Consider the following 21,778-nt stretch of genomic DNA (forward strand, 5'->3'; position numbering starts at 1 on the left):
CTCGCGGAGAGGCGGGCCCTTTCGTTTGCGTGCGTGTGATCAGACGACGACGGTGTCGACGGTGATGTTGCCGCGCGTGGCGTGCGAATAGGGGCAGATTTCGTGGCCGGCAGCGGCGACGCGTTCCGCATCAACCTTGCTTACGCCGGGGAAATGCACTTCCAGCTTCACGGCAAGGCCGAAGCCCTTGTCGCTGCGCGGGCCAATCCCGACTGAGGCGCGCACCGTGGCGTTTTCCGGGATGGTGGCGAGGCTCTTGTCCTGCGACACGGCGAAGCGCATGGCGCCGAGATAGCAGGCGGCATAGCCGGCGGCGAAAAGCTGTTCCGGGTTCTTGCCGTTGCCGGAACCGCCGAGTTCCTTCGGCGTTGCCATGGTGAGGTCAAAGGACCCGTCTTCGGTCTTGACGCTGCCGTTGCGGCCGCCGCCCGTTGCCGTCGCTGCGATGGTGTAGAGGATCTTGGTGCTCATCTGCTTTCTCCGTTTATGATCGTGTACGTTTATATCGTGCGCGATATATATTGGCGGCACCCGTGCCTGTCAAGCCCTTGTGGAAAGATCGTGCGCGATTTAAATTGGGCAGGACGGAGGGTGCCATGCCCCAGACAAGAACAAGCCAGAACAAGTCCAGACCGAAGGCCGGAGCGGGCGGCATGCCCGCCATCGATGCCATGCTGTGCTTCAGCCTCTATGCGGCCAACAATGCCATGAACCGGGTCTACCAGCCGCTGCTGGAGCCGCTCGGCCTCACCTATCCGCAATATCTCGTGCTGATAGCCTTGTGGGAAGAGGAGGGCCGTGGCGTGGGCCAGATCGGCAGCCAGATCGGCCTCGAATCGAACACCCTCACGCCGCTGCTCAAGCGCATGGAGGCGGCGGGCCTCCTCAGCCGCACCCGCAGTGCGGAGGATGAGCGCCAGGTGCTGGTTCACCTCACGGCCAAGGGCAAGGCCCTGCGGCGCAAGGCGGAATCAATCCCGGGCTGCATCCTCTCCGCCTCCGGCCTCAGCCTTTCTGAGCTGGGCGCGCTTCGCGACCAGTTGCACACGCTGCGAGAGAAGCTGGAGGAGAGTGGGGTTGTAGACATCTGAGACCGCTTGAACTTCCCGCTTCTTCCTGTGAAGAATTGGAAAATGGCGGGAAGCATTGTGTGAAGGCTGTCTTCTATCATAAGCCCGGGAGCGCTTACGATGATCGGGAAGGTGAGTGGTATCACTTCCCGCAGATGTATTTGTCCCGAGTCATAAAGACTGTTGGTGATTGGATTGTCTACTATGGTCCGCGGGCTGGTCACGAAGGCCGCTACTACACCGGTATTGCGAAAGTGAAGTCGGTCTCGCCGGACCCCAAGAACCCCGAACTGCACTATGCGTACTTGGAGCAGTACATCGATTTTGACCGTGCGGTTGAATACAAGGAGAGTGGTGGCTTCGAGAAGCGGCTTGTCTTGGGCGATGGCCGTATCAGTCGCGGCATGATGGTTCAGGCTGTACGAATGCTGGAAGACGCTGAGTTTGCCGCAATCGTGAGAGCTGGATTGACCACACCCGAGGCTTGGCCTGATCGGAATGCTCCAGACTTGCCAAGTCCTGAACTCGATATCGAAGGCATGGGAGAGCGACAGCAACCTGCCATTCTCGATGAAGAGTACGATCGGCCGATCGTCGAACTGCTGTCCCGGAAGGCGTGGCGCGACATCAAGTTCAGGCAGAACGTGCGCGTGGCGTACGACCGCACCTGTGCCTTTACCGGCCTCAGGCTTTTGAATGGTCGGGGTCGGCCAGAAGTTGAGGCCGCCCACATTCGTCCTGTCGAAGACGGCGGCAATGACTGGATCCGAAATGGCATTGCTTTGTCGGGCACCATGCACTGGATGTTTGATCGTGGGCTGCTGTCGCTGACAGATGACCTCACGATTCTCTTATCCCGACAAATGAACAACGATGTGTCTCATCTGTTAAACCGGGATAGAAAGGCCAAGGTCCCTTCAAACGAGACTTTGCGTCCCCACCCCATCTACCTGGAATGGCATAGAACCAATAAATTCAAGGCCTGATGACAATTCCTGACACATCCTGTCAGCAGGTGTCAGCACCCGCCCTTTCACTCCCGGGGTGAAGGCCCTATATCCGTATCCATGGGTCATTCACGACAAGAGGGTGGGTTTGCGGAGATGCCGCAGGCCCGGTTGGACGGCGTTCCGGAATTGCCGGCGAGCGTGCGCGCGGGGCTTGAGAGCCTGCGCCCGGATTTCGTGCCACTCCCCATGTTCACGCCGCACAAGCCGCCGAAGCCGGAGAAATCCGAGGGCGGGCGGCGTTTCGAACTCGTCTCCGAGTATGAGCCCAAGGGCGACCAGCCCACCGCCATTGCGGAACTCGTCCAGGGCGCCAATGCCAACGAGCGCGACCAGGTGCTGCTCGGCGTCACCGGCTCGGGCAAGACCTACACCATGGCGCAGGTGATCGCCCGCACCCAGCGCCCGGCCCTGATCCTTGCCCACAACAAGACGCTGGCCGCACAGCTCTACGGCGAGTTCCAGCAGTTCTTCCCCAACAACGCGGTGGAGTATTTCGTCTCCTACTACGACTACTACACGCCGGAAGCCTATGTGCCGCGCAGCGACACCTACATCGAGAAGGAAAGCTCGATCAACGAACAGATCGACCGCATGCGCCATTCGGCCACGCGCGCGCTGCTTGAGCGTGACGATGTGATCGTGGTGGCGTCGGTGTCGTGCATCTACGGCATCGGCGACGTCGAGACCTATTCGGCGATGACCTTCGAGATCAAGAAGGGCGCGCGCTTCCCGCAGCGTCAGCTGCTCGCCGATCTCGTGGCGCTGCACTACAAGCGCAATGACCAGAACTTCGTGCGCGGCACCTTCCGGGTGCGCGGCGATACCATCGAGCTTTTCCCGTCGCATCTCGAGGATCGCGCCTGGCGCGTGTCGCTTTTCGGCGACGAGGTGGAGGCGATCACCGAATTCGATCCGCTCACCGGGCAGAAGCGGGCGGAACTCGAGTCGGTGAAGGTCTACTCCAACTCGCACTACGTCACGCCCAAGCCCACGCTGGAGCAGGCCGCCACCCGCATCAAGGAAGATCTGCGCCAGCGCCTCGCCGAGTTCAACGCGGCGGGTCGCATTCTCGAGGCGCAGCGCCTCGAGCAGCGCACCATGTTCGACCTGGAGATGATGATGGCGACAGGCTCCTGCGCCGGCATCGAGAACTATTCGCGCTATCTCACCGGACGCCAACCGGGCGAGCCGCCCCCCACGCTGTTCGAATACCTGCCGGACAATTGCCTCGTCTTCATTGACGAAAGCCACGTCACCGTGCCGCAGATCGGCGGCATGTTCCGCGGCGACTACAATCGCAAGGCGACGCTGGCCGAATATGGCTTCCGCCTGCCGAGCTGCATCGACAACCGTCCGCTCCGCTTCGAGGAATGGGACGCGATGCGCCCGCAGACCATCTATGTCTCGGCCACGCCCGGCCCGTGGGAACTGAAGCAGTCGGGTGGTGTCTTTGCCGAGCAGGTGATCCGACCCACCGGCCTCATCGACCCGCCGGTCACCATCCGCCCCACCAAGACGCAGGTCGACGATGTCATCGCCGAATGCAAGGAGGTGGCGAAGCAGGGCTATCGCGTGCTGGTGACCACGCTCACCAAGCGCATGGCGGAAGACCTGACCGAATACATGCACGAGCAGGGGGTGCGGGTGCGCTACATGCATTCCGACATCGAGACCCTGGAGCGCATCGAGATCCTGCGCGATCTCCGCCTCGGTGCCTTCGACGTGCTGGTTGGCATCAACCTCTTGCGCGAAGGCCTCGACATTCCGGAGTGCGCGCTCGTTGCCATTCTCGATGCCGACAAGGAAGGCTTCCTGCGCAGCGAAACCTCATTGATCCAGACCATCGGCCGCGCCGCGCGCAACGTCGATGGCCGGGTGATCATGTATGCGGACTCGATCACCGGCTCGATGGAGCGCGCCATGGCCGAGACCAACCGCCGCCGCGAGAAGCAGGAAGCCTACAACACGGCGAATGGCATCACGCCGCAGTCGATCAAGAAGAACATCTCGGACATCCTGAAGAGTGTCTACGAGCAGGATCACGTGCAGGTGGATGCAGGGCTTGCCGAGGACGACGGTCCGCTCATGGGCCACAATCTCGAGAAGGTGCTGGCGGACATGGAGAAGCGCATGCGCGACGCTGCCGCCAACCTGGAGTTCGAAGAGGCAGCCCGTCTCCGCGACGAGGTGAAGCGTCTGAAGGCGCTGGAGCTTGCGGTGCTGGATGATCCGATGTCGCGCGATCCGTCGGCAGGCGAGGGCAGTTCCCGCATCAAGCCGGCGACGGCATCATGGCCGACGGCGGGAAAGCCCGGCGACCGCAAGGCAGGCTCGAAAGGCGGCAAGCCCGGCACACGCACCTATCGCGGGCCGAAGCGGTAGTGGCGGCGTCCGGCCGTAGGGCTTGCGTCGTGGTGGGCGGGCGAGCAATCAAACTGCCACAATGAGCATCTTGCGCACCCGCGCTTGGCATGACGATTGCGCGGCTGACTGGCCGACACCGTTGCCATAGTCCGACACGGCCCAGATGCCGAGATTGAAAGCATAGGTCCCTGGTTCGACCTGCGAAGCGATACCATTGGGATAGTGCAGGGGCGCAAAGGGTACATCCATTTGCGCGTCTTCGTAACCGCTAATGCGGCGATGGTAGACGGGCGCTGTTGCAATCATAATGGCCTCAGAACCTCTCATCAGCGCCGCGTCCACGCCTCCGTCCACAGAAGCGTATCCGCCGATCCCCGTGCAATCGACAAGGAACTTGTAACGGAAGTCCATGTCGGCATTCAGCTTCACGCTGGCGGTATGAGAGAGTTTGAACGAGCACCCTACGCCACAATGGACATTCACGAATGTATCGACACCGCCGACGATGTGGTCCGACATGGCGTTCAGGATCAAATTTCCGTCGACGTCGGCAATGCTCTGGTGAGGCGGGCCGCTGTTAGGAAGACGGTACTGCCATGTGTAATCGAAAGGTGGTTCGATTGGTATCGCCAAGGTAAATGGCGTCGGGCCTGCAGGAGGAAGCGCCAGTCGTGATTCCATCTGCACCGGTACGCCGTCGAGCGACAGCGCTTCTGAACGGAGCCTCGATTGGGTTGCTGCCGTCAGTGTCGCTGCGACGGCGGGATCTTCGAGAATGAGCTTACCCAGCCTGTCGACGACCCGCTGGCGGAATTCGTCTTTCTGCTGGCGGCGGAGGCTTGCTGCTGCTCCCTCCGCTGTGTGCCTGGCCAACATGGCGCGCACGGAGGCTTCTGCCACATTCCGCTGCTCGGTCGTCAGGCCTTCTCTGAATTGAATGTCGAGCGTTCCTTCCATGGCGCGTGCTCCTCTTTCCGAGTTGCTTCACTAGGGAACGCAATTGACGGATTGTCAACGCAAGAGACAACAACGGTATTGCGCCTATGGATGGACGTGGGACGTCTCAATCCTTCTTCGTAATGATGTAGAGCTTCCTGACCTGCTTGATTACCCGCCATTCGCCTTTCCAGCCGAGCGGCAGGCTGATGGCGTCGCCGGGGCCGAGGCGTTCCTTGCGGCCGTCCGTGTGGGTCATCTCGATTTCGCCCGCTATGAAGTGGCAGAACTCTGACGACAGCGTGCGGTCGGCAGTGAAGCGGCCCGGCGTGCATTCCCAGACACCGATGTCGACGCGCCCGTCGGCGGACGTCCACAGCGAGACGGCAGCTTCCTTCTGGTTGCCTTCAAACGATGTGGGCTTGTCCTCGAAGGGGCCGAGGTCGAGGGTGGCGAGGGCGGGAATGCAGGTGAGGTCGATCATGGGGCGTCCTGTTGCTTGTCCCCGCCTTCTTGGCGCGCTTCCGCCCGCTTCACAAGCCGCCAGAACAATGGCCGAAGACAGGACAGCCGTTCCCGGCTGCCCTGCCTTCGCTTGCGCTCTGTCCGTCCCGAGCGATCTCAATAATTGCAGTCGTTCCAGATCCAGCGGGCGTGGGCCCAGCCTTCCGGTCCGCCGTCAACGGGGGCGATGCGGTACCAGTTGCCGCTCCGCGTGAAGATTTCGACCTTGTCGCCGTTGAACAGTTCGCCCTTCTGATAGGACGAGGCGCGCGGCTTGGCGCGAACGGCGAGGAAGCCGGCGCCCGTCTCCGGATTGTAGTACTTCGAAAGGCCGTGCACGGTGCCTTCGCAATACTGCGCCTGGGCCGGCGCCATGGCGGCGAAGGCGGCAATGGCAGCAGCGGCGGCAAGGGCGGTGGTGGTGATGCGGGTCATGGGGTGTGTCCTCGTGATGATGCGAGGCGTTCTAGCGGCCAGCGGCTGAACCCCGTCTGAAGCGGCGGTTGTCTGGCGTTCATCAGGAAGGAGAAGGGGAGGCGGGTGCTACTGCGCCATTTCCTCAAGCTTCTGGGCGGCGATTTCCAGCGCCTTGGCGAAGTTCTCGTCCTGCTGCTTGATCTGCTGCAGGGCCTGGTCGCGGCTGATGCGCAGGCCGTCGAGCTGGTCCTGCATGTCCTCGAGCTTGCGGGTCGCTTCCGAGAGGCGGTCAGCCACCATGAGGCCCGCCATCACCAGCTGGCGGATGTCGCCGATGGCGCCCACGCTCTGGCGGATGCGGCCGACTTCGGTGTCGAGCAGCTTGGCGAGGTCCTTGAGATGGTCTTCCTCACCATCGGGGCACTGCATGGTGTAGGGGCGACCGGCGATATTGACGACGACGTTGGCCATGACCACTCCTATTGCCCGCCGCTGTTCGAGTGCAGCACCGACCGGATGCGCGACATGGCGCTATCGATCTTGCCCACAGCCTGCTTGGAAGTGTCCACGAGTTCCTGGGCCTTAACGCGCACCTGGGCCAGTTCCCGGTCCATGCGCTGGCGGTCCGACTCGAGCGTTGCCTTCTCGATCTCGAGCGTCTTCAAGCGGGCGTTTTCAGCCTGCTTGCGTGCAAGGGAAGCCTCGACAAGCTTCAGCGCCTTTTCAAACCGCTGAAGCGATGCTTCGAATTTCGTTGATTCTGCCATATCCGTCCTGACACCCCACTAGAGCAGTAACCGGAGATTCTCAAGCACTCACAATTCGTTGCACCTTAAAGCTGCCGGCCAAGGGAAGCAATCGCCCGCAAACAGTGCTACCACCCCGCATTGACAGGGTTTACCCGGCTGTTATCAGAAGTCCGATCCCATTGAAACTCCCGCCAGAAAGGCCGATTCCCATGACCGATGTCACGCCCCGCACCATGGCCAATGCCATCCGCGCCCTGTCCATGGATGCCGTGCAGAAGGCCAATTCCGGCCATCCCGGGGCGCCCATGGGCATGGCCGACGTGGCCGCGGTCCTGTTCACGAAGTTCCTGAAGTTTGATTCGTCCGCCCCCCACTGGCCCGACCGGGACCGCTTCATCCTCTCCGCCGGCCATGCCTCGATCCTCCAGTATGCCCTTCTGTACCTCACCGGCTACAAGGACATGACTATCGAAGATATCAAGAAATTCAGGCAGTTGGGGGCCAAGACGGCGGGCCACCCGGAATATGGCCACGCCGAGGGCATCGAGACCACGACCGGCCCCCTGGGGCAGGGCATTTCCAACGCCGTGGGCTTCGCCATGGCCGAGCGCCACCTCAATGCCCAGTTCGGCAATGACCTCGTCAACCACAAGACCTACGTGCTGGCAGGCGACGGCTGCCTGATGGAGGGAATCAGCCAGGAAGCGATCGGCCTCGCCGGGCACCTGAAGCTCAAGAACCTCATCGTCATCTGGGACGACAACAACATCTCCATCGACGGCCGCATCTCCATGGCCGACTCGACCGATCAGGTGAAGCGTTTCGAAGCCTCGGGCTGGAAGGTTCTGCGCTGCGACGGCCACGACCACACCGCCATCTCGGTGGCGCTGGCTACCGCACAGCTCTCCGAGCAGCCCGTGCTGATCGCCGCCAAGACGGTGATCGGCTGGGGCTCGCCCAACAAGAAGGACAGCTACCAGGCCCATGGCGCGCCGCTGGGTGATGCCGAGATCGCGCTCACCCGCAAGGAGCTGGACTGGCCCTGGCCGCCCTTCGAGATTCCGGATCACATTCTCAATGCCTGGCGTGAAGCCGGCACCCGCGGCAAGGCCGAGCGCACGGCGTGGGAAGGCCGTCTCGCCTCTTCGCCCAGCAAGGCGTGGTTCACTCGCATCATGGCCGGCAAGCTGCCGGACAATTTCGAGAAGGTGATGGCCGATTACAAGAAGGAGCTGGCCAAGAAGCCGCCCCACATCGCCACCCGCAATTCCTCGCAGAACGCCCTCGACGTGATCAATGCCTGCGTGCCCGAGACGATGGGCGGCTCGGCCGACCTCACCGGCTCCAACAACACCAGGTCGAAGGACATGGCGGTGTTCTCGGCCTCGAACTATGCCGGCCGCTACGTGCACTACGGCATTCGCGAACACGGCATGGCGGCGGCCATGAACGGCCTGGCGCTGCATGGCGGCGTCATTCCCTATGGCGGCACCTTCTTCTGCTTCACCGACTATTGCCGCCCCTCCATGCGTCTCGCCTCGCTGATGGGCATCCGCTCGATCTTCGTGATGACGCATGACTCGATCGGCCTCGGCGAAGATGGTCCGACGCACCAGCCGGTCGAACATCTGGCCGCATGCCGCGCCATTCCGAACCATCAGGTGCTGCGTCCCTGCGATGCGGTGGAAGCGGCCGAATGCTGGCAGATTGCGCTTGAAAGCAAGACCACGCCTTCGACGCTGGTGCTGACCCGCCAGAAGCTGCTGCCGGCGCGCTTGTCCTATTCTGCGAAGAACCTCTCGGCCCAGGGCGCCTACGAAATCGCCGAGTCGAAGAAGAAGGCCAAGGCGGTGATTTTCGCTTCAGGTTCGGAAGTGGAAATCGCCATCGCCGCGAAGGCCATGCTCGACAAGAAGGGCGTGCCCACCCGTGTCGTCTCGGTGCCGTCGATGGAACTCTTCGAGAAGCAGTCCAAGGCCTACAAGGCCAAGGTGCTGGGCACGGAGAAGATCAGGGTCGCCGTCGAGGCAGGCCTGCGCATGGGCTGGGACCGCTTCATCGGCACCGAGGGAAAGTTCATCGGCATGACCGGCTTCGGCGCCTCGGGCCCGGCCGAGCAGCTCTACGAGAAGTTCGGCATCACCGCCAAGGCGGTAGTGAAGGCTGCGACGGGGAAATAGGTCCGCACGAAGGAGGGGGCCCAGCTTTCCGCTTTCTCGACATCCGAAGCTGGATTCCGGCTCGCGCGCGACATCTCGCGTTCGCTCGATCAAGGCGCGCGTCCGGAATGACGGTGGTGGGGTGACGTGCAATTTTTTAAGTCGTCACCCCCGCGAAGGCGGGGGCCCAGCTTCTTCGTTTGTTGCAGTGATCCACCAAGCTGGATCCCGGCTCGCGGATGACGGCGGTGTGCCGCAACACTGGACGCCCCGGTGCTCCGTCCCTACAGTGATTCCGTAGCTTAAGAAGGAACACTTATGGCCGCGCACCGGATCGAAAATGCCCTGTGGACGCTCGTCCTTCCCGTCGCCGGCGTTGCGGCGGTGGGAGCGGTGGCGCTCGGCTTTTCGCCCGATGCCCATGCGGCCATCGCCATCCTCGTGGCGGTGCTGCTGGGCGGCTCCGTCTTCGCCGCCGTGCATCACGCCGAGATCATCGCTGCGCGGGTGGGCGAGCCGCAGGGCTCGATCGTGCTGGCGCTGGCCGTCACCGTGCTGGAGGTGGGGCTCATTCTTTCTCTGATGGTGGGAGCGGGGCCGGGGGGCGAAACCATCGCCCGCGACACCGTCTATTCCGGCATCATGATCATCACCACGGCGATCGTGGGCCTGAGCCTGCTGCTCGGCAGCCGCCGCCATTTCGAACAGACGATCCGCATCCGCGGCACCTCGACGGCGCTTTCCGTGCTGTCCGTTCTCGCGGTGATCACGCTCATCCTTCCCAACTTCACACTCGCCACCCATGGCCCCACCTTCAGCGACGTGCAGCTCTTCATGGTGGCGATGACTTCGCTCTATCTCTATTGCATGTTCCTCTTCGTGCAGACGGTGCGCCACCGCGACTACTTCCTGCCGGAAGGGGAGGAGGCGGGCGTCACCGATGCGGCGCTTCCCACCAACCGCACCTTCGCCACGAGCGGCGTGATGCTGTGCCTTGCGCTCCTGGCGGTGATCCTGCTCGCCAAGTCTCTCTCGCCCGTGCTCGCCAAGGCGATCACCGGGGCAGGGCTGCCCCTGAGCTTCACCGGCGTGATCATCGCCGGCATGGTGCTGCTGCCAGAGGGCATCGCCGCGGTGCGCGCCGCCGTCGCCAACCGCCTGCAGGTGAGCGTGAACCTGGCGCTGGGTTCCGGCCTTGCCACCATCGGCCTCACCATTCCCGCCGTGGCGCTGGCCGACCTGCTCGGCGGCTACAAGATCGTGCTGGGCATTTCCGCGAGCCAGACGGTGCTGCTGGTGCTGGCCCTGTTCGTCAGCGCCGTCACCCTCAGCAACGGCCGCACCAACATCCTCTCGGGCGCGGTGCACCTCTCGATCTTCGCCATGTTCCTGCTGATTTCGGCGGTGCCCTGAGCTGCCCTTCTGCCCGGCTTTCTGACGCATTGAATTCGCCCCGCCGCTGAGGTACGCCCCTCACTCAAATCCGATGGAGAATGACAATGCCGGCCTTCCGCACCCTTGATGATGTCAACGTCGCCAACAAGAAGGTGGTGATCCGCCTCGACCTCAACGTGCCGATCAAGGACGGCGTCGTCACCGACACCACCCGCATCGACCGCGTGGTGCCGACCCTCAAGGAACTGCTGCAGAAGGGCGCCGCCGTCATCATTCTCGCGCACTTCGACCGGCCCAAGGGCAAGGTGGTGCCCGAGATGTCGCTGAAGCCCGTGGCGCCTGCGCTGGAGAAGGCGCTGGGCAAGCCCGTGGCCTTCGTCTTCACCGACTGGCAGAGCGCGCCCGCCGTTGACGCCAAGCCCGGCACGGTGACGCTGATGGAAAACACCCGCTACCACGGCGGTGAAGAAAAGAACGATGCGGGCTTTGCCAAGATGCTGGGAGGCCTCGGCGATATCTTCGTCAACGATGCCTTCTCCGCCGCGCACCGGGCGCACTCCTCGACCGAGGGCATTGCGCGCGTGATCCCCGCCTATGCGGGCCGCGCCATGGAAGCGGAACTCAAGGCCCTGCAGGCCGCGCTTGAAAAGCCCACGCGTCCGCTCGTCGCCGTGGTGGGCGGCGCCAAGGTGTCGAGCAAGCTCGAACTCCTCGGCAATCTCTCCGGCATCGCCAACACCATCGTCATCGGCGGCGGCATGGCCAACACCTTCCTCGCCGCGCAGGGCGTGAACGTCGGCAAGTCGCTCTGCGAGCATGATCTCATCCCCACCGCCAAGGAGATCCTCGAGAAGGCAAAGGCGAAGAACTGCACGCTGCTCCTGCCCGACGATGCGGTGGTGGCGAAGGAGTTCAAGGCGGGAGCCGCCTCGCGCACCGTCGGCCTCAACGACGTTGCCGCAGACGAGATGATCCTCGACGTCGGCCCCAAGTCCATCGCCAAGGTGAAGGCCTGCTTCGACAACGCCAAGACGGTGGTGTGGAACGGCCCCATGGGTGCCTTCGAGATCGCCCCCTTCGACACCGCCACCAATGCCGTCGCGCAATATGCGGCGGCGCTTACCAAGGCGGGCAAGCTCGTCACCGTGGCGGGCGGCGGCGATACGGTGTCTGCCCTCAACCATGCCGGTGCGGCGGATGACTTCACCTACATTTCAACGGCAGGTGGTGCCTTCCTCGAATGGCTGGAAGGCAAGGAACTGCCGGGCGTGAAAGCCCTCGAGGTCTGATCCGGAAGCGCCGGGGAATGGCTGCCTTGCGAAAAGGCGGCTTGCCCGGCGCCCCCGCCTCCGCCAAACACGCGGCCCTCATGACCGCGACAACCGCACCATCATCTGCCACGCAAGGCACCGTGTTCACGGTGCTGTTTGCCGTCGCCATCTGCCACGGCATCAACGACACCATGCAGGCGGTGCTGCTCTCGGTCTATCCGCTGCTTCGTGACAACTATGCGCTGACCTTCGCGCAGGTGGGCCTGATCACGCTGGTGTTCCAGGTCACGGCCTCGATCCTGCAGCCAATCTTCGGCATCTTCACCGACAAGTATCCCTTGCCCTATTCGCTGCCGGTGGCGCCGCTCTGCACGCTGTCGGGCCTGCTGCTCCTGGCGCACGCCCATTCCTATCCTGCCATCCTCATTGCGGCGAGCATGATCGGCATCGGCTCCTCGATCTTCCATCCGGATGCCTCGCGCGTGGCCCGCCTCTCCGCCGGCGGACGCTTCGGCTTCGCGCAATCCACCTTCCAGGTGGGCGGCAATGTCGGCACGGCGATCGGGCCCTTGCTCGCGGCCCTCATCGTTTTGCCGCGCGGGCAGGAGGCAATCTCGTGGTTCGCCGTATTTGCCTTTACCGCCTTCCTGCTCCTGAGCTTCGTCGGCCGCTGGTACGCGGGCTGGCTGCGGGACCATGCCCGCAAGGCTACGTCGAAGGTCGCCACCCATTCGCTGGGCAAGGGGCAGGTCATCGGTGCGCTGCTCACGCTGCTGGCGCTGATGTTCTCGAAGTTCGTCTACACCTCGAGCCTGCACAGCTTCTACAGCTTCTACCTGATCGACCACTTCAAGGTGACGCCGCAGGATGCGCAGCTCTATCTCTTCATCCTCTTCGGCGCCATGGCGGTGGGCACCTTCATGGGCGGCCCCATCGGCGACAAGATCGGCACCAAGGCGGTGATCTGGATGTCGATCCTGGGCGCGCTGCCCTTCACGCTGGCCTTGCCCTACACCAACCTTGCGTGGACGGTGGCGCTCACCGTGCCCATCGGCTTCATCATCTCGTCGGCCTTCTCGGCCATGGTCGTCTATGCCCAGGAACTGGTGCCCGGCCGGGTGGGGATGATCTCCGGCCTGTTCTTCGGCCTCGCCTTCGGGCTTGCCGGGCTTGGCGCGGCGGTCCTCGGCGTTGTGGCCGACCACACCAGCATCGACTTCGTCTTCCGGGTCTGCTCCTTCCTGCCGGCCCTCGGGCTCCTGGCCTTCCTGCTGCCGCGCACGAGGTGACAAGGCCGTATCGGCGGTGATAGAGGCGGGGCCATGAGCACACCCCGTCTTTTCCTTGCCGCCCCCGCCGAGATCGCGGACGACCTTCTTCTCTCCTGCGCCGCCGCCGCCGTGAAGGCGGGCGACTGCGCCTCCGTCCTTGTGGGCGAGAAGATCGCCGCGCCCACCGTTGCCGCCCTTCAGGCGCTGGGGCTTGCCGTGATCATCCGCGATTGCGAGCCGCGCCAGGTGCATTACCTGAAGGCCGACGGCATCCACATCGCCCGGGCCCAGCCGGTGAAATCGCTCCGGGCCACCCTCAAGGCCGAGAGCATCGGCGTCTTCGCCGCTACCTCCCGCCACATCGCCATGGAAGCGGCGGAAGCGGGGGCAGACTACGTCGCCTTCGCGCAGGCCTCGCAGGCCCACGGCGAACCGCTGATCGGCTGGTGGCAGGATATCTTCGAGGTTCCGGCAGTGGCTTTCGATCCCGTCGATGCCGCTGACCTTGCCGCACTTCTGCCGCAGAAGCCCGACTTTATCCGCCCCATGGACGGCATGTGGACGAGCCCGGAAGATGCAGCGCGCGTGATCGCGAGCCTGAGCAAGGCCATGGCATGAGCCGAGGCGTTCCGGCTTCGATGCTGCGCGGTCTGGCCGTGGCGCTGAGCCTTGCGGTTGCCGTGCCTGCCGCCCACGCGGCCACGGTCGCGGAGGTGACCGCCCTTGTCGAGGCCAAGCAGTACAAGGAGGCCTTCGCCGCGGTGAAGCCGCTGGCGGACGGGGGCGACGTGCGCGCCATGACGATGCTCGGCAATCTCTACCGCAATGGTCAGGGTACGGAGCAATCCTCGGACGAGGCGCGCAAGTGGTTCGCCAAGGCGGCGGAAGCGGGCGATGCCGAGGCGCAGTTCAACTACGCCATGCTGCTCATCGACGAGACTACGGGCACGACCGATCCGGCTGCGTCCGCCGAGTGGCTGGCGAAGGCCGCCGGCAACGGCAACACCAAGGCGCAATACAATCTCGGCCTCATCTATTCCGGCGCCTATGGTGCCGATCCCGACTGGCCCAAGGCGATCGAATGGTTCGGCAAGGCGGCGGCCGCCGGCAACCCCAATGCCCAGTACAATCTCGGCCTCGTCTACCTCGACGGCAAGGGCGGTGTGCGCTATCCCGTGGCGGCCGCGGAATGGTTCTCCAAGGCGGCGCTCAAGGGCATGCCGGAGGCAGCACTCGAATATGGCGTCATGGTGCTGCGGGGCGAAGGCGTCGAGCAGAACATGGATATCGGGGCACGCTGGCTGCGCTTTGCCGCAGAGCACGGCCACCCCGTGGCGCAGAACCGCCTCGCCCGCATGTATGCGGCGGGTGTGGGCGTGAAGGCCGATCCGGTGGAGGGGGCCATGTGGAACCTGCTCGCCGAAAAGGGCGGACGCTCCGACTCCACCCTCGATGAGTTCATGGCGACCTTGACCAAGGAACAGCGCAAGGACGCGGAAAAGCGCGCGGCCGACTTCGTGGCGAAGCCGGTGCCAGACTTCGATTAACGCATCGTGCGAGCAAGTGGAATCTACTTGCGAAGAGTTGCGCTCAATCCGCGGTGAAGCCCGCCGCCTTGTGGCTGCCGTCGCAATAGGGCTTGTTCTTGGAGTGGCCACAGCGGCAGAGCGCCACCTTCGTCACCTTGTCGGTGGTCCGTCCCGTGCCGCTCACGATTTCGAGATTGCCGGAGACCAGCAGCGGCCCGTTGGGCGAGGGCTGGACATTCACGGGGCCGTTCCGCACCTCGAGCGCGGTGAACTCCCGCGTGGCCGGTTCGCCGGTGGCAGTGAAGCCCGCAGCAGCGTGTGCGCCGTCGCACCAGGGCTTGTTCTTCGATTGGCCGCAACGGCAGAGCGTGGCACGGGGCGTGGCCTGCTTCTCGCCGCGCACCGAGAGTTCAGCTTCGATTGCCAGCGGCCCGTTTTCGCGCACCCGTACCGTGTTGACGACGGGCGGCTTGTCGGAGGTTTCGGAGCCGTCGTTGTAGCTCACGCGGATGGCGCCCGAAGGACAGTTCAACGCCGTGTGCATCACCTCCTCGGCAGAGGCGGCATCGGGATGGATCCACTCGCCCTTGACGTTGGGGACGTAGACATTCGGATAGCCCAGCACGCAGCCGCGCGAATGGATGCATTTTGCACCATCAAACTGAATGGTGACTGTCTTGCCCTTCACGATTTCGGCTGGCATCGGCGCGGCTCCTCGCTGGTCTTGTTTCCGGAGGTTGTATAACGCGCGATTGCTCAGCGGACGTCAAGCACGCTGGTGCGGGCGTAGCGGACAACGTCGGAGGCGCGCGAACCCTTCAACAGACGCTCGATCCGGCTGCGGCCCTCATCGGTGACGACGATCATGCGGTAGAGCGAGCCGCGCTCGACGATTTCCTCGATCACGTCGCCGACCGCTGTCTTGGTGTCGGCAACCTCGATCTTCATCGCCTTGAGCAGGGCCCTCGCGTTGCTCACCGCTTCTTCGGCGGCGGGCAGCGCTTCCGCATCGGGGGCGACCGAGAAGAGCGTCACGGGTTCGCCCATCATCGTTGCCAGCACGGCGGAGCGGCGCACCGCCTGCAGAGAGCGCGACGAACCGTCGGTGCAGATGAAGAAGCCTTTGCGGTCGAAGCTGTTGCGGGCCACGAGAACGGAGCAGGGCGCCATGGTGGTGACGGTCTGGGTCACGCCGGCGCCGAAGAAGGAGCGGAACTCGCTCCGCCAGTGGGAGGGCTGGCCGAGGATCATCAGGTTGTAGGGGCCGAGCTCGTATTGATCGAGAATGCCGCCGGCCTCGTCGGGTGCGGTCTTGAGCTTCAGCACCACGCTGCGGCCTTCGGGCGAGGTATATTCTACCTTGGTGTCGCCCGCGGCATCGCCCCAGCTTTCCTGGTGGGCGCCCTCATGTTTCCAGCCCGAAACGTCGATCCCTTCCTCCTTGAGGATGCGGAGCGACTTCTTGAGATGCGAGACGCCGGGGAGCTCGAAACCGGCATCGATCATGTTCTGGCGGGCAAGGCGCACCTGCAGGCCGCCCGAGTGCAGACCCATGTCGATCTGACGCACATAAAGAATGATGATGTCGCAGGAATTGCTGACCGCCAGCTTCGCGGCGAAGCGCACGGTGATCATCGCCTCCTCGCTGCCGTCGATGCAGGCGAGGATGCGGAAGCGGTTGCGCCGCTGCGTGCGGATGCTCTGCAACGTTTTCATCACCGCCGCTTCCTGGCGGTCGGAGATGTCGGTGCGGCGGAAGAAGTCGAACAGCGCCATCGTCACCCTCCCAGCATCGGCCAGTAGAATGTTGAGACCGCCATCAGGATGATGAAGGAGAGTAGCATCATGCGCGAGCCGATCTTGAAGAAGTCGGCGCTCTTCAGATAGCCCGAGGCATAGATGATGGTGAAGGCGGGCTGTGCGGCCGGCGTCAGGTAACCGGAGGCCGACGAGATCGCGGTGAGGAAGCCGGCAATGAGCGGGTCATGATGGGCGGCCACCGACATCTTCAGCACGACAGGCGAGAGCACGGCGACGGCGGCACCCGCCGTCATGGTGTTGGAGACAAGAACGGTGATCAGCGAGATCGCCGCTTCGAAGGCCACCGTGCTGTTGCCGGCGATTTCCTGCACCACATGAAGCGCGCCATTGGCGAGCCATTCGGCGGCGCCCGTTTCCTTCATCTCCACGCCCAGCGAAATCGCTGCCGCATAGAGAAGGACGATGCCCCAGTTGACGCCGCTGTTGATGTCTTCCCAGCGCACGAGGCCGAGCACGAGATAGGCGAGCGCCCCGGCGATGGCGACGATGCCGAGGCCGAGCGTGGAGGAATAGATCGTCCAGCCGACGATGACGGCGGCGAAGACAAGGATTGTGAGCCAGCCCGACATCTTCATCGGGCCTTCCAGCTTCACCTGGGTGCGTAGGCGGGTGACGGCGCGGGAGAGGTCGCGCGTTTCCGGCTGGAAGGTGAGGATGAGAAGCAGGCTCACGAGCGGCAGGCGGAGCAGGAACATCGGGAAGGCGTAGATGATCCAGGTGATGTAATCCATCAGGTAGCGCCAGGTTTCGGGTTTGGTGGGATCGTAGAAGAAGTCCTTCCAGTAGCTGATGATGATGGCGTTGCGGGCGCCGCCCGAGGGCGTGGTGACGCCGGCGATGGAACAGCCGAAGGAAATCGAGAACAGGATCACCGCCGCGAGGTTGTGCACCTTCTTGGGTTCGTTCGAGGTGAGGCTGATGAGCGTGACACCCACCGGCAGCATCATCGCCGCCACCGTGTGTTCGCCGATGAAGGAGGCGAGGAAGCCGCACACCGCCACGATGCCGAAGGATATCCAGAAAACACTCGTGCCCGTCATGCGCACGATGGCAAGCGCAATGCGCTTGTCGAGCTTCTGCTTCACCACGGCCACGGCGAGCATCAGCGAGCCCATGATGAAGAGCACGGAATCCGTCATCAGGCTCTTCGCAACCTTGGTTGAATCGAGGCCGAGCAGCACAACCTGGCCGACCACGATGAGGAGTGCGACGGATGGAAGCGGCACCGGCTCGGTGATGAAGAGCAGCGTCGCCATCAGCGACATCACCAGCACGATCTGGCCGTCGTGGGTGAGGCCCGAAGGTGTGGGCGCAGACATCAGCGCGAAGCCCAGGATCATCGTGACGATGAACCAGCGGCGCTTCCAGATCAGCGCGATATCGATGGCATTGGCGAACTTGCGGTAGCGGAGATAGCCGCGGCGGCGCACCCGGGTGAGGCCCGCCACGGGCTCGTGGGCCTGCAGGCTGTCCCGGGCCAGATTGAAGCTGGGCCCCTCGGCAGCGAGGGCCGCCTGTCCCATCATTGGTCCCAAATCTGGCGCATTATCCGGCCCTGTCATGCTGCCATCCTTTGGGTTAGCTTCACCGCAACCCCGGGGGATTCGCAATGACAGCAACGGCAATGGACCAGGTTCTGGCGACGGTTGACCGCGATTTCGGCGCCAGCATGGACCGCCTGTTCGCCTTCCTGCGCTTTCCGAGCGTGGGCACGGATCCCGCCCACCATGCCGATTGCCGCCGCACGGCGGACTGGCTGAAGGCCATGTTCGAGGAGATGGGGCTCACGGTCACGCTCCACCCCACCACCGGGCAGCCGGTCGTGCTGGCGTCCTATGAGCCGCCTGCCGCGGCGCTGACCGGAAAAGCCCACGTCCCTCACGTCCTGTTCTATGGCCATTATGATGTTCAGCCCGCTGATCCCTTGAACCTCTGGACCAGCCCGCCCTTCGAGCCGCGGGTCGCCAAGGGAAAAGACGGCCGAGACTGCATCTTTGCCCGGGGAGCCGCCGACGACAAGGGCCAAGTGATGACCTTTGTCGAAGCCAGCCGGGCCTGGCTCAAGGTGCGGGGTTCGCTGCCCTTCCGCATCACATTCCTGATCGAGGGCGACGAGGAGGGCGACGCCGTCCACCTCGACCGCTTCATCGCCGCCAACAAGGACCTGCTGAAGGCCGATATCGTGCTGATCAGCGACACCGGGATGTGGGACCCGAAGACGCCCTCGCTCGTCACCTCGCTGCGCGGCTGCGTGGGCGAGGACGTGATCATTACGGGCCCGCGCATCGACCTCCATTCCGGCTATTTCGGCGGCCCTGCCGTCAACCCCATCAAGGTGCTCTCGCGCATCCTCGGCAACATCCACGACAAGAACGGCCGGGTGACGATCCCCGGCTTCTATGACGGAGTGAAGCCGCCGCCTGCCGCCCAGCGCAAGGCCTGGAAGAAGCTGAACTTCGATGCGGGCGAATTCCTGGGTGGCGTCGGCCTCAAGAAGCCTGCCGGCGAAAAGGACTTCACGGCGCTCGAGCAGATGTGGGTGCGCCCAACGGCGGAGGTGAACGGCATCCTCGGTGGCTACACGGGGGCGGGCAGCAAGACGGTGCTGCCTTCACAGGCGAGCGCCAAGCTCACCTTCCGCCTCGTCGCCGGGCAGAATCCCGCGAAGATCGTGAAGGCCTTCCGCGCCTTCGTGAAGGCGCAGCTTCCGGCCGACTGCAAGGCAAGCTTCGTCTCTCATGGCGGCAGCGGCGCTGCGGCCGTCGCCTACGACAGCCCGTGGATCGGCATGGCGAAGGCTGCGGCCGGGGCCGAGTGGGGCGTTGAGCCCGTGCTGGCGGGCGAGGGCGGCTCAATCCCCGTGGTGCAGAGTTTCCGCACCCACCTGAAACTCGACAGCGTGATGCTCGGCTTCGTCAACGACGACGATGCGCTGCACAGCCCGGACGAGAACTTCAAGGTTGAAAGCTATCACAAGGGCGCCCGTGCCTGGGCGCGCTTCATCGGTGAAATCATCAAGGAACACGACGCATGACAAATGTGAACGCAGCACTGGCCGACATCGATCAGTCGCTGGACCAGATCATCGAGCGGCTGTTCTCCTTCCTGCGCATTCCGTCGATCTCGGCGGATCCGGCCTATGCGGGCGAATGCGAGAAGGCGGCGCAGTGGATCTGCAACGAACTGAAGGCGATCGGCTGCGAGGCCTCCGTGCGCCCGACGCCGGGGCGGCCCATGGTGGTCGGTCACTACACCCCGCCCGGTGCCACGGCGAAGACGCCGCATGTTCTCTTTTACGGGCACTATGACGTGCAGCCCGCCGATCCCCTCGAACTCTGGCACACGCCGCCCTTCGAGCCGGTGCGCAAGACAAACAAGAAAGGCGTGGACCAGCTCGTTGGCCGCGGCACGGCGGATGACAAGGGCCAGCTCATGACCTTCGTGGAAGCAGCCCGCGCCATGATCAAGGCTGACGGCAAGCTCCCCATCAAGGCCACGTTCCTGATCGAAGGCGAGGAGGAGAGCGGCTCGCCCTCGCTGGTGCCCTTCCTTGAAGCCAACAGGAAGGAACTCTCCTGCGATGCGGCCTTCGTCTGCGACAGCAACATGTGGGACGTGAAGACACCCGCCATCACCACCAGGCTGCGCGGCCTTGCCCATGAAGAAGTGACGGTGACGGGCCCCTCCATCGACCTGCACTCCGGCATGTTCGGCGGCCCGGCGATGAACCCGATCCGCGCGCTCTCCAAGATGATTGCGTCACTCCACGACAAGAAGGGCAAAGTGACGATCCCCGGCTTCTACACGGGTGTCTCCGAACTTCCCGCCGCCGTGAAGAAGCAGTGGCGCTCGCTCAAGTTCTCGGAAAAGAAATTCCTTGGCGACGTCGGCCTCAAGAGTGCCGCGGGCGAGAAGGGCTATAGTGTGCTCGAGCAGATTCTGGTCGCGCCCCACCGCCGAAGTGAACGGCATCTGGGGCGGCTACACTGGGGCCGGCACCAAGACGGTGATCCCCTCGGAGGCCCACGCCAAGTTCACCTTCCGCCTCGTCGGCAAGCAGGACCCCAAGAAGGTGATCAAGGCCTTCCAGACCTATGCCAAGAAGCAGATGACGGGTGACGCGAAGATCAGCTTCTCGGGCAAGGGCGGCGGCAGCCCGGCCTCCACCATCGACGAGAAGAACCCCTTCATCAGGAAGTCGGCAGCGGCGCTCAAGGCGGAGTTCAAGCGCGAGACGGTGATGATGGGTGGCGGCGGCTCCATTCCCATCGTCCGCTACTTCAAGGACATTCTCGGCATGGACAGCGTGCTGGTGGGTTTCGGCCTCGATGACGACGCCATCCATTCACCTAACGAGAAGTACAACGTCTCGAGCTTCCATCACGGCATGCGGAGCTGGGTGCGCATCATCGCGGAGCTGGGCAAGTGAGCTTCGATCCTGCCGCAGCGCTGGTGGCCTACCACGCGGTGCTCGACGCGCAGGATGTGGACGGCGTGGCGAAATGCCTGGCACCGGAAGCGCGGTATGTCTCGCCTGCAATCGGTGACGTGGTCGGACGAGAAGCGATCCTCGCCTCGATCCGCGCTTACTTCGCGGCCTCTCCCGATCATCAGGCCTTCGATGATGAAGTGAAGGCGACAGGCCCGCGTACGGCGCAAAGCCACTGGCGCCTGCGCGCCGTCAACAAGACGACAGGGGCCATCACAGAAAGGCGGGGCATCGAGAAGGTGACCTTCAACGAGGCGGGTCTCATCACCCTCATCGATGTTGTCGATCTCGGCTGATCAGTTCGCCATGCCCTCGTGGGTCATGGCGCCATCGACCTTGTCCACCACGTTAACGTCCACGGTCACGTCGCCCGCCGTCTTGAAGGTGAGGGTGATCGGGAAATTGTCACCGGTCTTGAGCGGCGCCTTCAGCCCCGTCAGCATGATGTGATAGCCGCCGGGCGCGAAAGCGATCATGTCGCCGGCCTTGAGTTCAAAGCTTCCGACCTCGCGCATCTTCATGACGCCGTTCTCTTCCAGCGACTGGTGCATCATGGCGTGAGCGGCCACGGGCGTTGCCGTGCCGGTAATGGTGTCGCTGGCGCTACCATGGTTCATCAGCATGAGATAGACGGCGGCCGTCGGCGCGTTGGCGGTGAGCGATTTCGGTGCCACCGCATTCATCACCATGATGTCACTTGCGAAAGCCCCTGTGCTGAGGGCAAGCAGGAGGGCGGGGGAGAGCAGGAGAGAGCGTCGGTTCATCATGGCGCAGGTCTTAGCAGGGAATGGGG

Annotated in this window: 21 protein-coding genes and 1 pseudogene; 12 read left to right on the plus strand and 10 right to left on the minus strand. The window is 63.7% G+C overall.

What is annotated here, in order from left to right:
- Nucleotides 1-39: 39 nt before the first annotated feature.
- Nucleotides 40-471 carry an organic hydroperoxide resistance protein gene (locus QM801_RS02575; RefSeq protein ID WP_415017647.1) on the minus strand — a complete coding sequence of 144 codons (432 nt, stop codon included), beginning with the start codon at nucleotides 469-471 and terminating at the stop codon, nucleotides 40-42.
- A gap of 125 nt (nucleotides 472-596) precedes the next feature.
- Between QM801_RS02575 and QM801_RS02580 the strand changes: the two genes are divergently transcribed.
- From QM801_RS02580 to uvrB, 3 genes are all read left to right on the plus strand, one after another.
- A complete protein-coding gene (locus QM801_RS02580) occupies nucleotides 597-1,091 on the plus strand; it encodes a MarR family winged helix-turn-helix transcriptional regulator (protein WP_415017648.1) in 495 nt (164 codons plus the stop codon).
- Nucleotides 1,092-1,150: 59 nt separating this feature from the next.
- Nucleotides 1,151-2,056, plus strand: coding sequence for an HNH endonuclease (locus QM801_RS02585; protein WP_415017649.1), 906 nt, complete (start codon nucleotides 1,151-1,153; stop codon nucleotides 2,054-2,056).
- 117 nt (nucleotides 2,057-2,173) lie between these two features.
- Nucleotides 2,174-4,462 carry an excinuclease ABC subunit UvrB gene (gene uvrB, locus QM801_RS02590; protein WP_415017650.1) on the plus strand — a complete coding sequence of 763 codons (2,289 nt, stop codon included), beginning with the start codon at nucleotides 2,174-2,176 and terminating at the stop codon, nucleotides 4,460-4,462.
- Between the two features lie 48 nt (nucleotides 4,463-4,510).
- Here uvrB and QM801_RS02595 read toward each other — a convergent pair whose 3' ends face one another.
- The 5 genes from QM801_RS02595 to QM801_RS02615 form a co-directional block, all read right to left on the minus strand.
- Complete coding sequence (locus tag QM801_RS02595) at nucleotides 4,511-5,401, minus strand: hypothetical protein (RefSeq protein WP_415017651.1); 891 nt, start codon at nucleotides 5,399-5,401, stop codon at nucleotides 4,511-4,513.
- 106 nt (nucleotides 5,402-5,507) lie between these two features.
- The gene (locus tag QM801_RS02600) at nucleotides 5,508-5,864 is read right to left on the minus strand and encodes a cupin domain-containing protein (protein ID WP_415017652.1); all 357 of its coding nucleotides are present in this window, start codon (nucleotides 5,862-5,864) and stop codon (nucleotides 5,508-5,510) included.
- Nucleotides 5,865-6,001: 137 nt separating this feature from the next.
- Nucleotides 6,002-6,319, minus strand: coding sequence for an SH3 domain-containing protein (locus QM801_RS02605; protein ID WP_415017653.1), 318 nt, complete (start codon nucleotides 6,317-6,319; stop codon nucleotides 6,002-6,004).
- Nucleotides 6,320-6,427: 108 nt separating this feature from the next.
- Nucleotides 6,428-6,772, minus strand: a complete 345-nt coding sequence (locus QM801_RS02610; protein ID WP_415017654.1) for a cell division protein ZapA — start codon at nucleotides 6,770-6,772, stop codon at nucleotides 6,428-6,430.
- Between the two features lie 8 nt (nucleotides 6,773-6,780).
- Nucleotides 6,781-7,068, minus strand: coding sequence for a DUF4164 family protein (locus QM801_RS02615; protein WP_415017655.1), 288 nt, complete (start codon nucleotides 7,066-7,068; stop codon nucleotides 6,781-6,783).
- A gap of 191 nt (nucleotides 7,069-7,259) precedes the next feature.
- On the opposite strand from QM801_RS02615, the gene tkt reads away from it, so the two are divergent.
- From tkt to QM801_RS02645, 6 genes are all read left to right on the plus strand, one after another.
- Entirely contained in the window at nucleotides 7,260-9,230 is a 1,971-nt protein-coding gene (gene tkt / locus QM801_RS02620) for a transketolase (RefSeq protein ID WP_415017656.1), read from the plus strand.
- 297 nt (nucleotides 9,231-9,527) lie between these two features.
- On the plus strand, nucleotides 9,528-10,622 hold the full coding sequence (locus tag QM801_RS02625) for a calcium:proton antiporter (protein WP_415017657.1): 1,095 nt from the start codon (nucleotides 9,528-9,530) through the stop codon (nucleotides 10,620-10,622).
- 86 nt (nucleotides 10,623-10,708) lie between these two features.
- Nucleotides 10,709-11,893, plus strand: a complete 1,185-nt coding sequence (locus QM801_RS02630; RefSeq protein WP_415017658.1) for a phosphoglycerate kinase — start codon at nucleotides 10,709-10,711, stop codon at nucleotides 11,891-11,893.
- Between the two features lie 80 nt (nucleotides 11,894-11,973).
- Complete coding sequence (locus QM801_RS02635) at nucleotides 11,974-13,164, plus strand: MFS transporter (protein WP_415017659.1); 1,191 nt, start codon at nucleotides 11,974-11,976, stop codon at nucleotides 13,162-13,164.
- A gap of 33 nt (nucleotides 13,165-13,197) precedes the next feature.
- Nucleotides 13,198-13,764, plus strand: coding sequence for a thiamine phosphate synthase (locus tag QM801_RS02640; RefSeq protein ID WP_415017660.1), 567 nt, complete (start codon nucleotides 13,198-13,200; stop codon nucleotides 13,762-13,764).
- Entirely contained in the window at nucleotides 13,761-14,693 is a 933-nt protein-coding gene (locus tag QM801_RS02645; RefSeq protein ID WP_415017661.1) for a tetratricopeptide repeat protein, read from the plus strand. Before QM801_RS02640 ends, QM801_RS02645 begins: the two co-directional genes overlap by 4 nt.
- A 43-nt stretch (nucleotides 14,694-14,736) precedes the next feature.
- Here QM801_RS02645 and QM801_RS02650 read toward each other — a convergent pair whose 3' ends face one another.
- Genes QM801_RS02650 through QM801_RS02660 form a run of 3 tightly spaced genes read right to left on the minus strand, consistent with a single transcriptional unit; the run spans nucleotide 14,737 to nucleotide 18,058 of the window.
- Nucleotides 14,737-15,378, minus strand: a complete 642-nt coding sequence (locus tag QM801_RS02650) for a CDGSH iron-sulfur domain-containing protein (RefSeq protein ID WP_415017662.1) — start codon at nucleotides 15,376-15,378, stop codon at nucleotides 14,737-14,739.
- A gap of 53 nt (nucleotides 15,379-15,431) precedes the next feature.
- Nucleotides 15,432-16,451, minus strand: coding sequence for a universal stress protein (locus tag QM801_RS02655; protein WP_415017663.1), 1,020 nt, complete (start codon nucleotides 16,449-16,451; stop codon nucleotides 15,432-15,434).
- Between the two features lie 2 nt (nucleotides 16,452-16,453).
- Entirely contained in the window at nucleotides 16,454-18,058 is a 1,605-nt protein-coding gene (locus tag QM801_RS02660) for an SLC13 family permease (protein WP_415017664.1), read from the minus strand.
- A gap of 47 nt (nucleotides 18,059-18,105) precedes the next feature.
- On the opposite strand from QM801_RS02660, the gene QM801_RS02665 reads away from it, so the two are divergent.
- The 3 genes and pseudogenes from QM801_RS02665 (at nucleotide 18,106) to QM801_RS02675 (ending at nucleotide 21,281) form a co-directional block, all read left to right on the plus strand.
- Complete coding sequence (locus QM801_RS02665) at nucleotides 18,106-19,530, plus strand: M20/M25/M40 family metallo-hydrolase (RefSeq protein ID WP_415017665.1); 1,425 nt, start codon at nucleotides 18,106-18,108, stop codon at nucleotides 19,528-19,530.
- A pseudogene (locus tag QM801_RS02670) lies at nucleotides 19,527-20,925 on the plus strand (dipeptidase). The gene QM801_RS02665 and the pseudogene QM801_RS02670 overlap by 4 nt, the downstream one beginning before the upstream one ends.
- Nucleotides 20,922-21,281: a nuclear transport factor 2 family protein gene (locus tag QM801_RS02675; protein ID WP_415017666.1), complete on the plus strand. Its 360-nt coding sequence runs from the start codon at nucleotides 20,922-20,924 to the stop codon at nucleotides 21,279-21,281. The pseudogene QM801_RS02670 and the gene QM801_RS02675 overlap by 4 nt, the downstream one beginning before the upstream one ends.
- Here the strand turns inward: QM801_RS02675 and QM801_RS02680 are convergent, their stop codons facing one another.
- Entirely contained in the window at nucleotides 21,282-21,752 is a 471-nt protein-coding gene (locus tag QM801_RS02680; RefSeq protein WP_415017667.1) for a copper chaperone PCu(A)C, read from the minus strand.
- Nucleotides 21,753-21,778 lie beyond the last annotated feature (26 nt).

The organism is Aestuariivirga sp. (genome assembly GCF_047600585.1).
Lineage (GTDB): Bacteria > Pseudomonadota > Alphaproteobacteria > Rhizobiales > Aestuariivirgaceae > Aestuariivirga.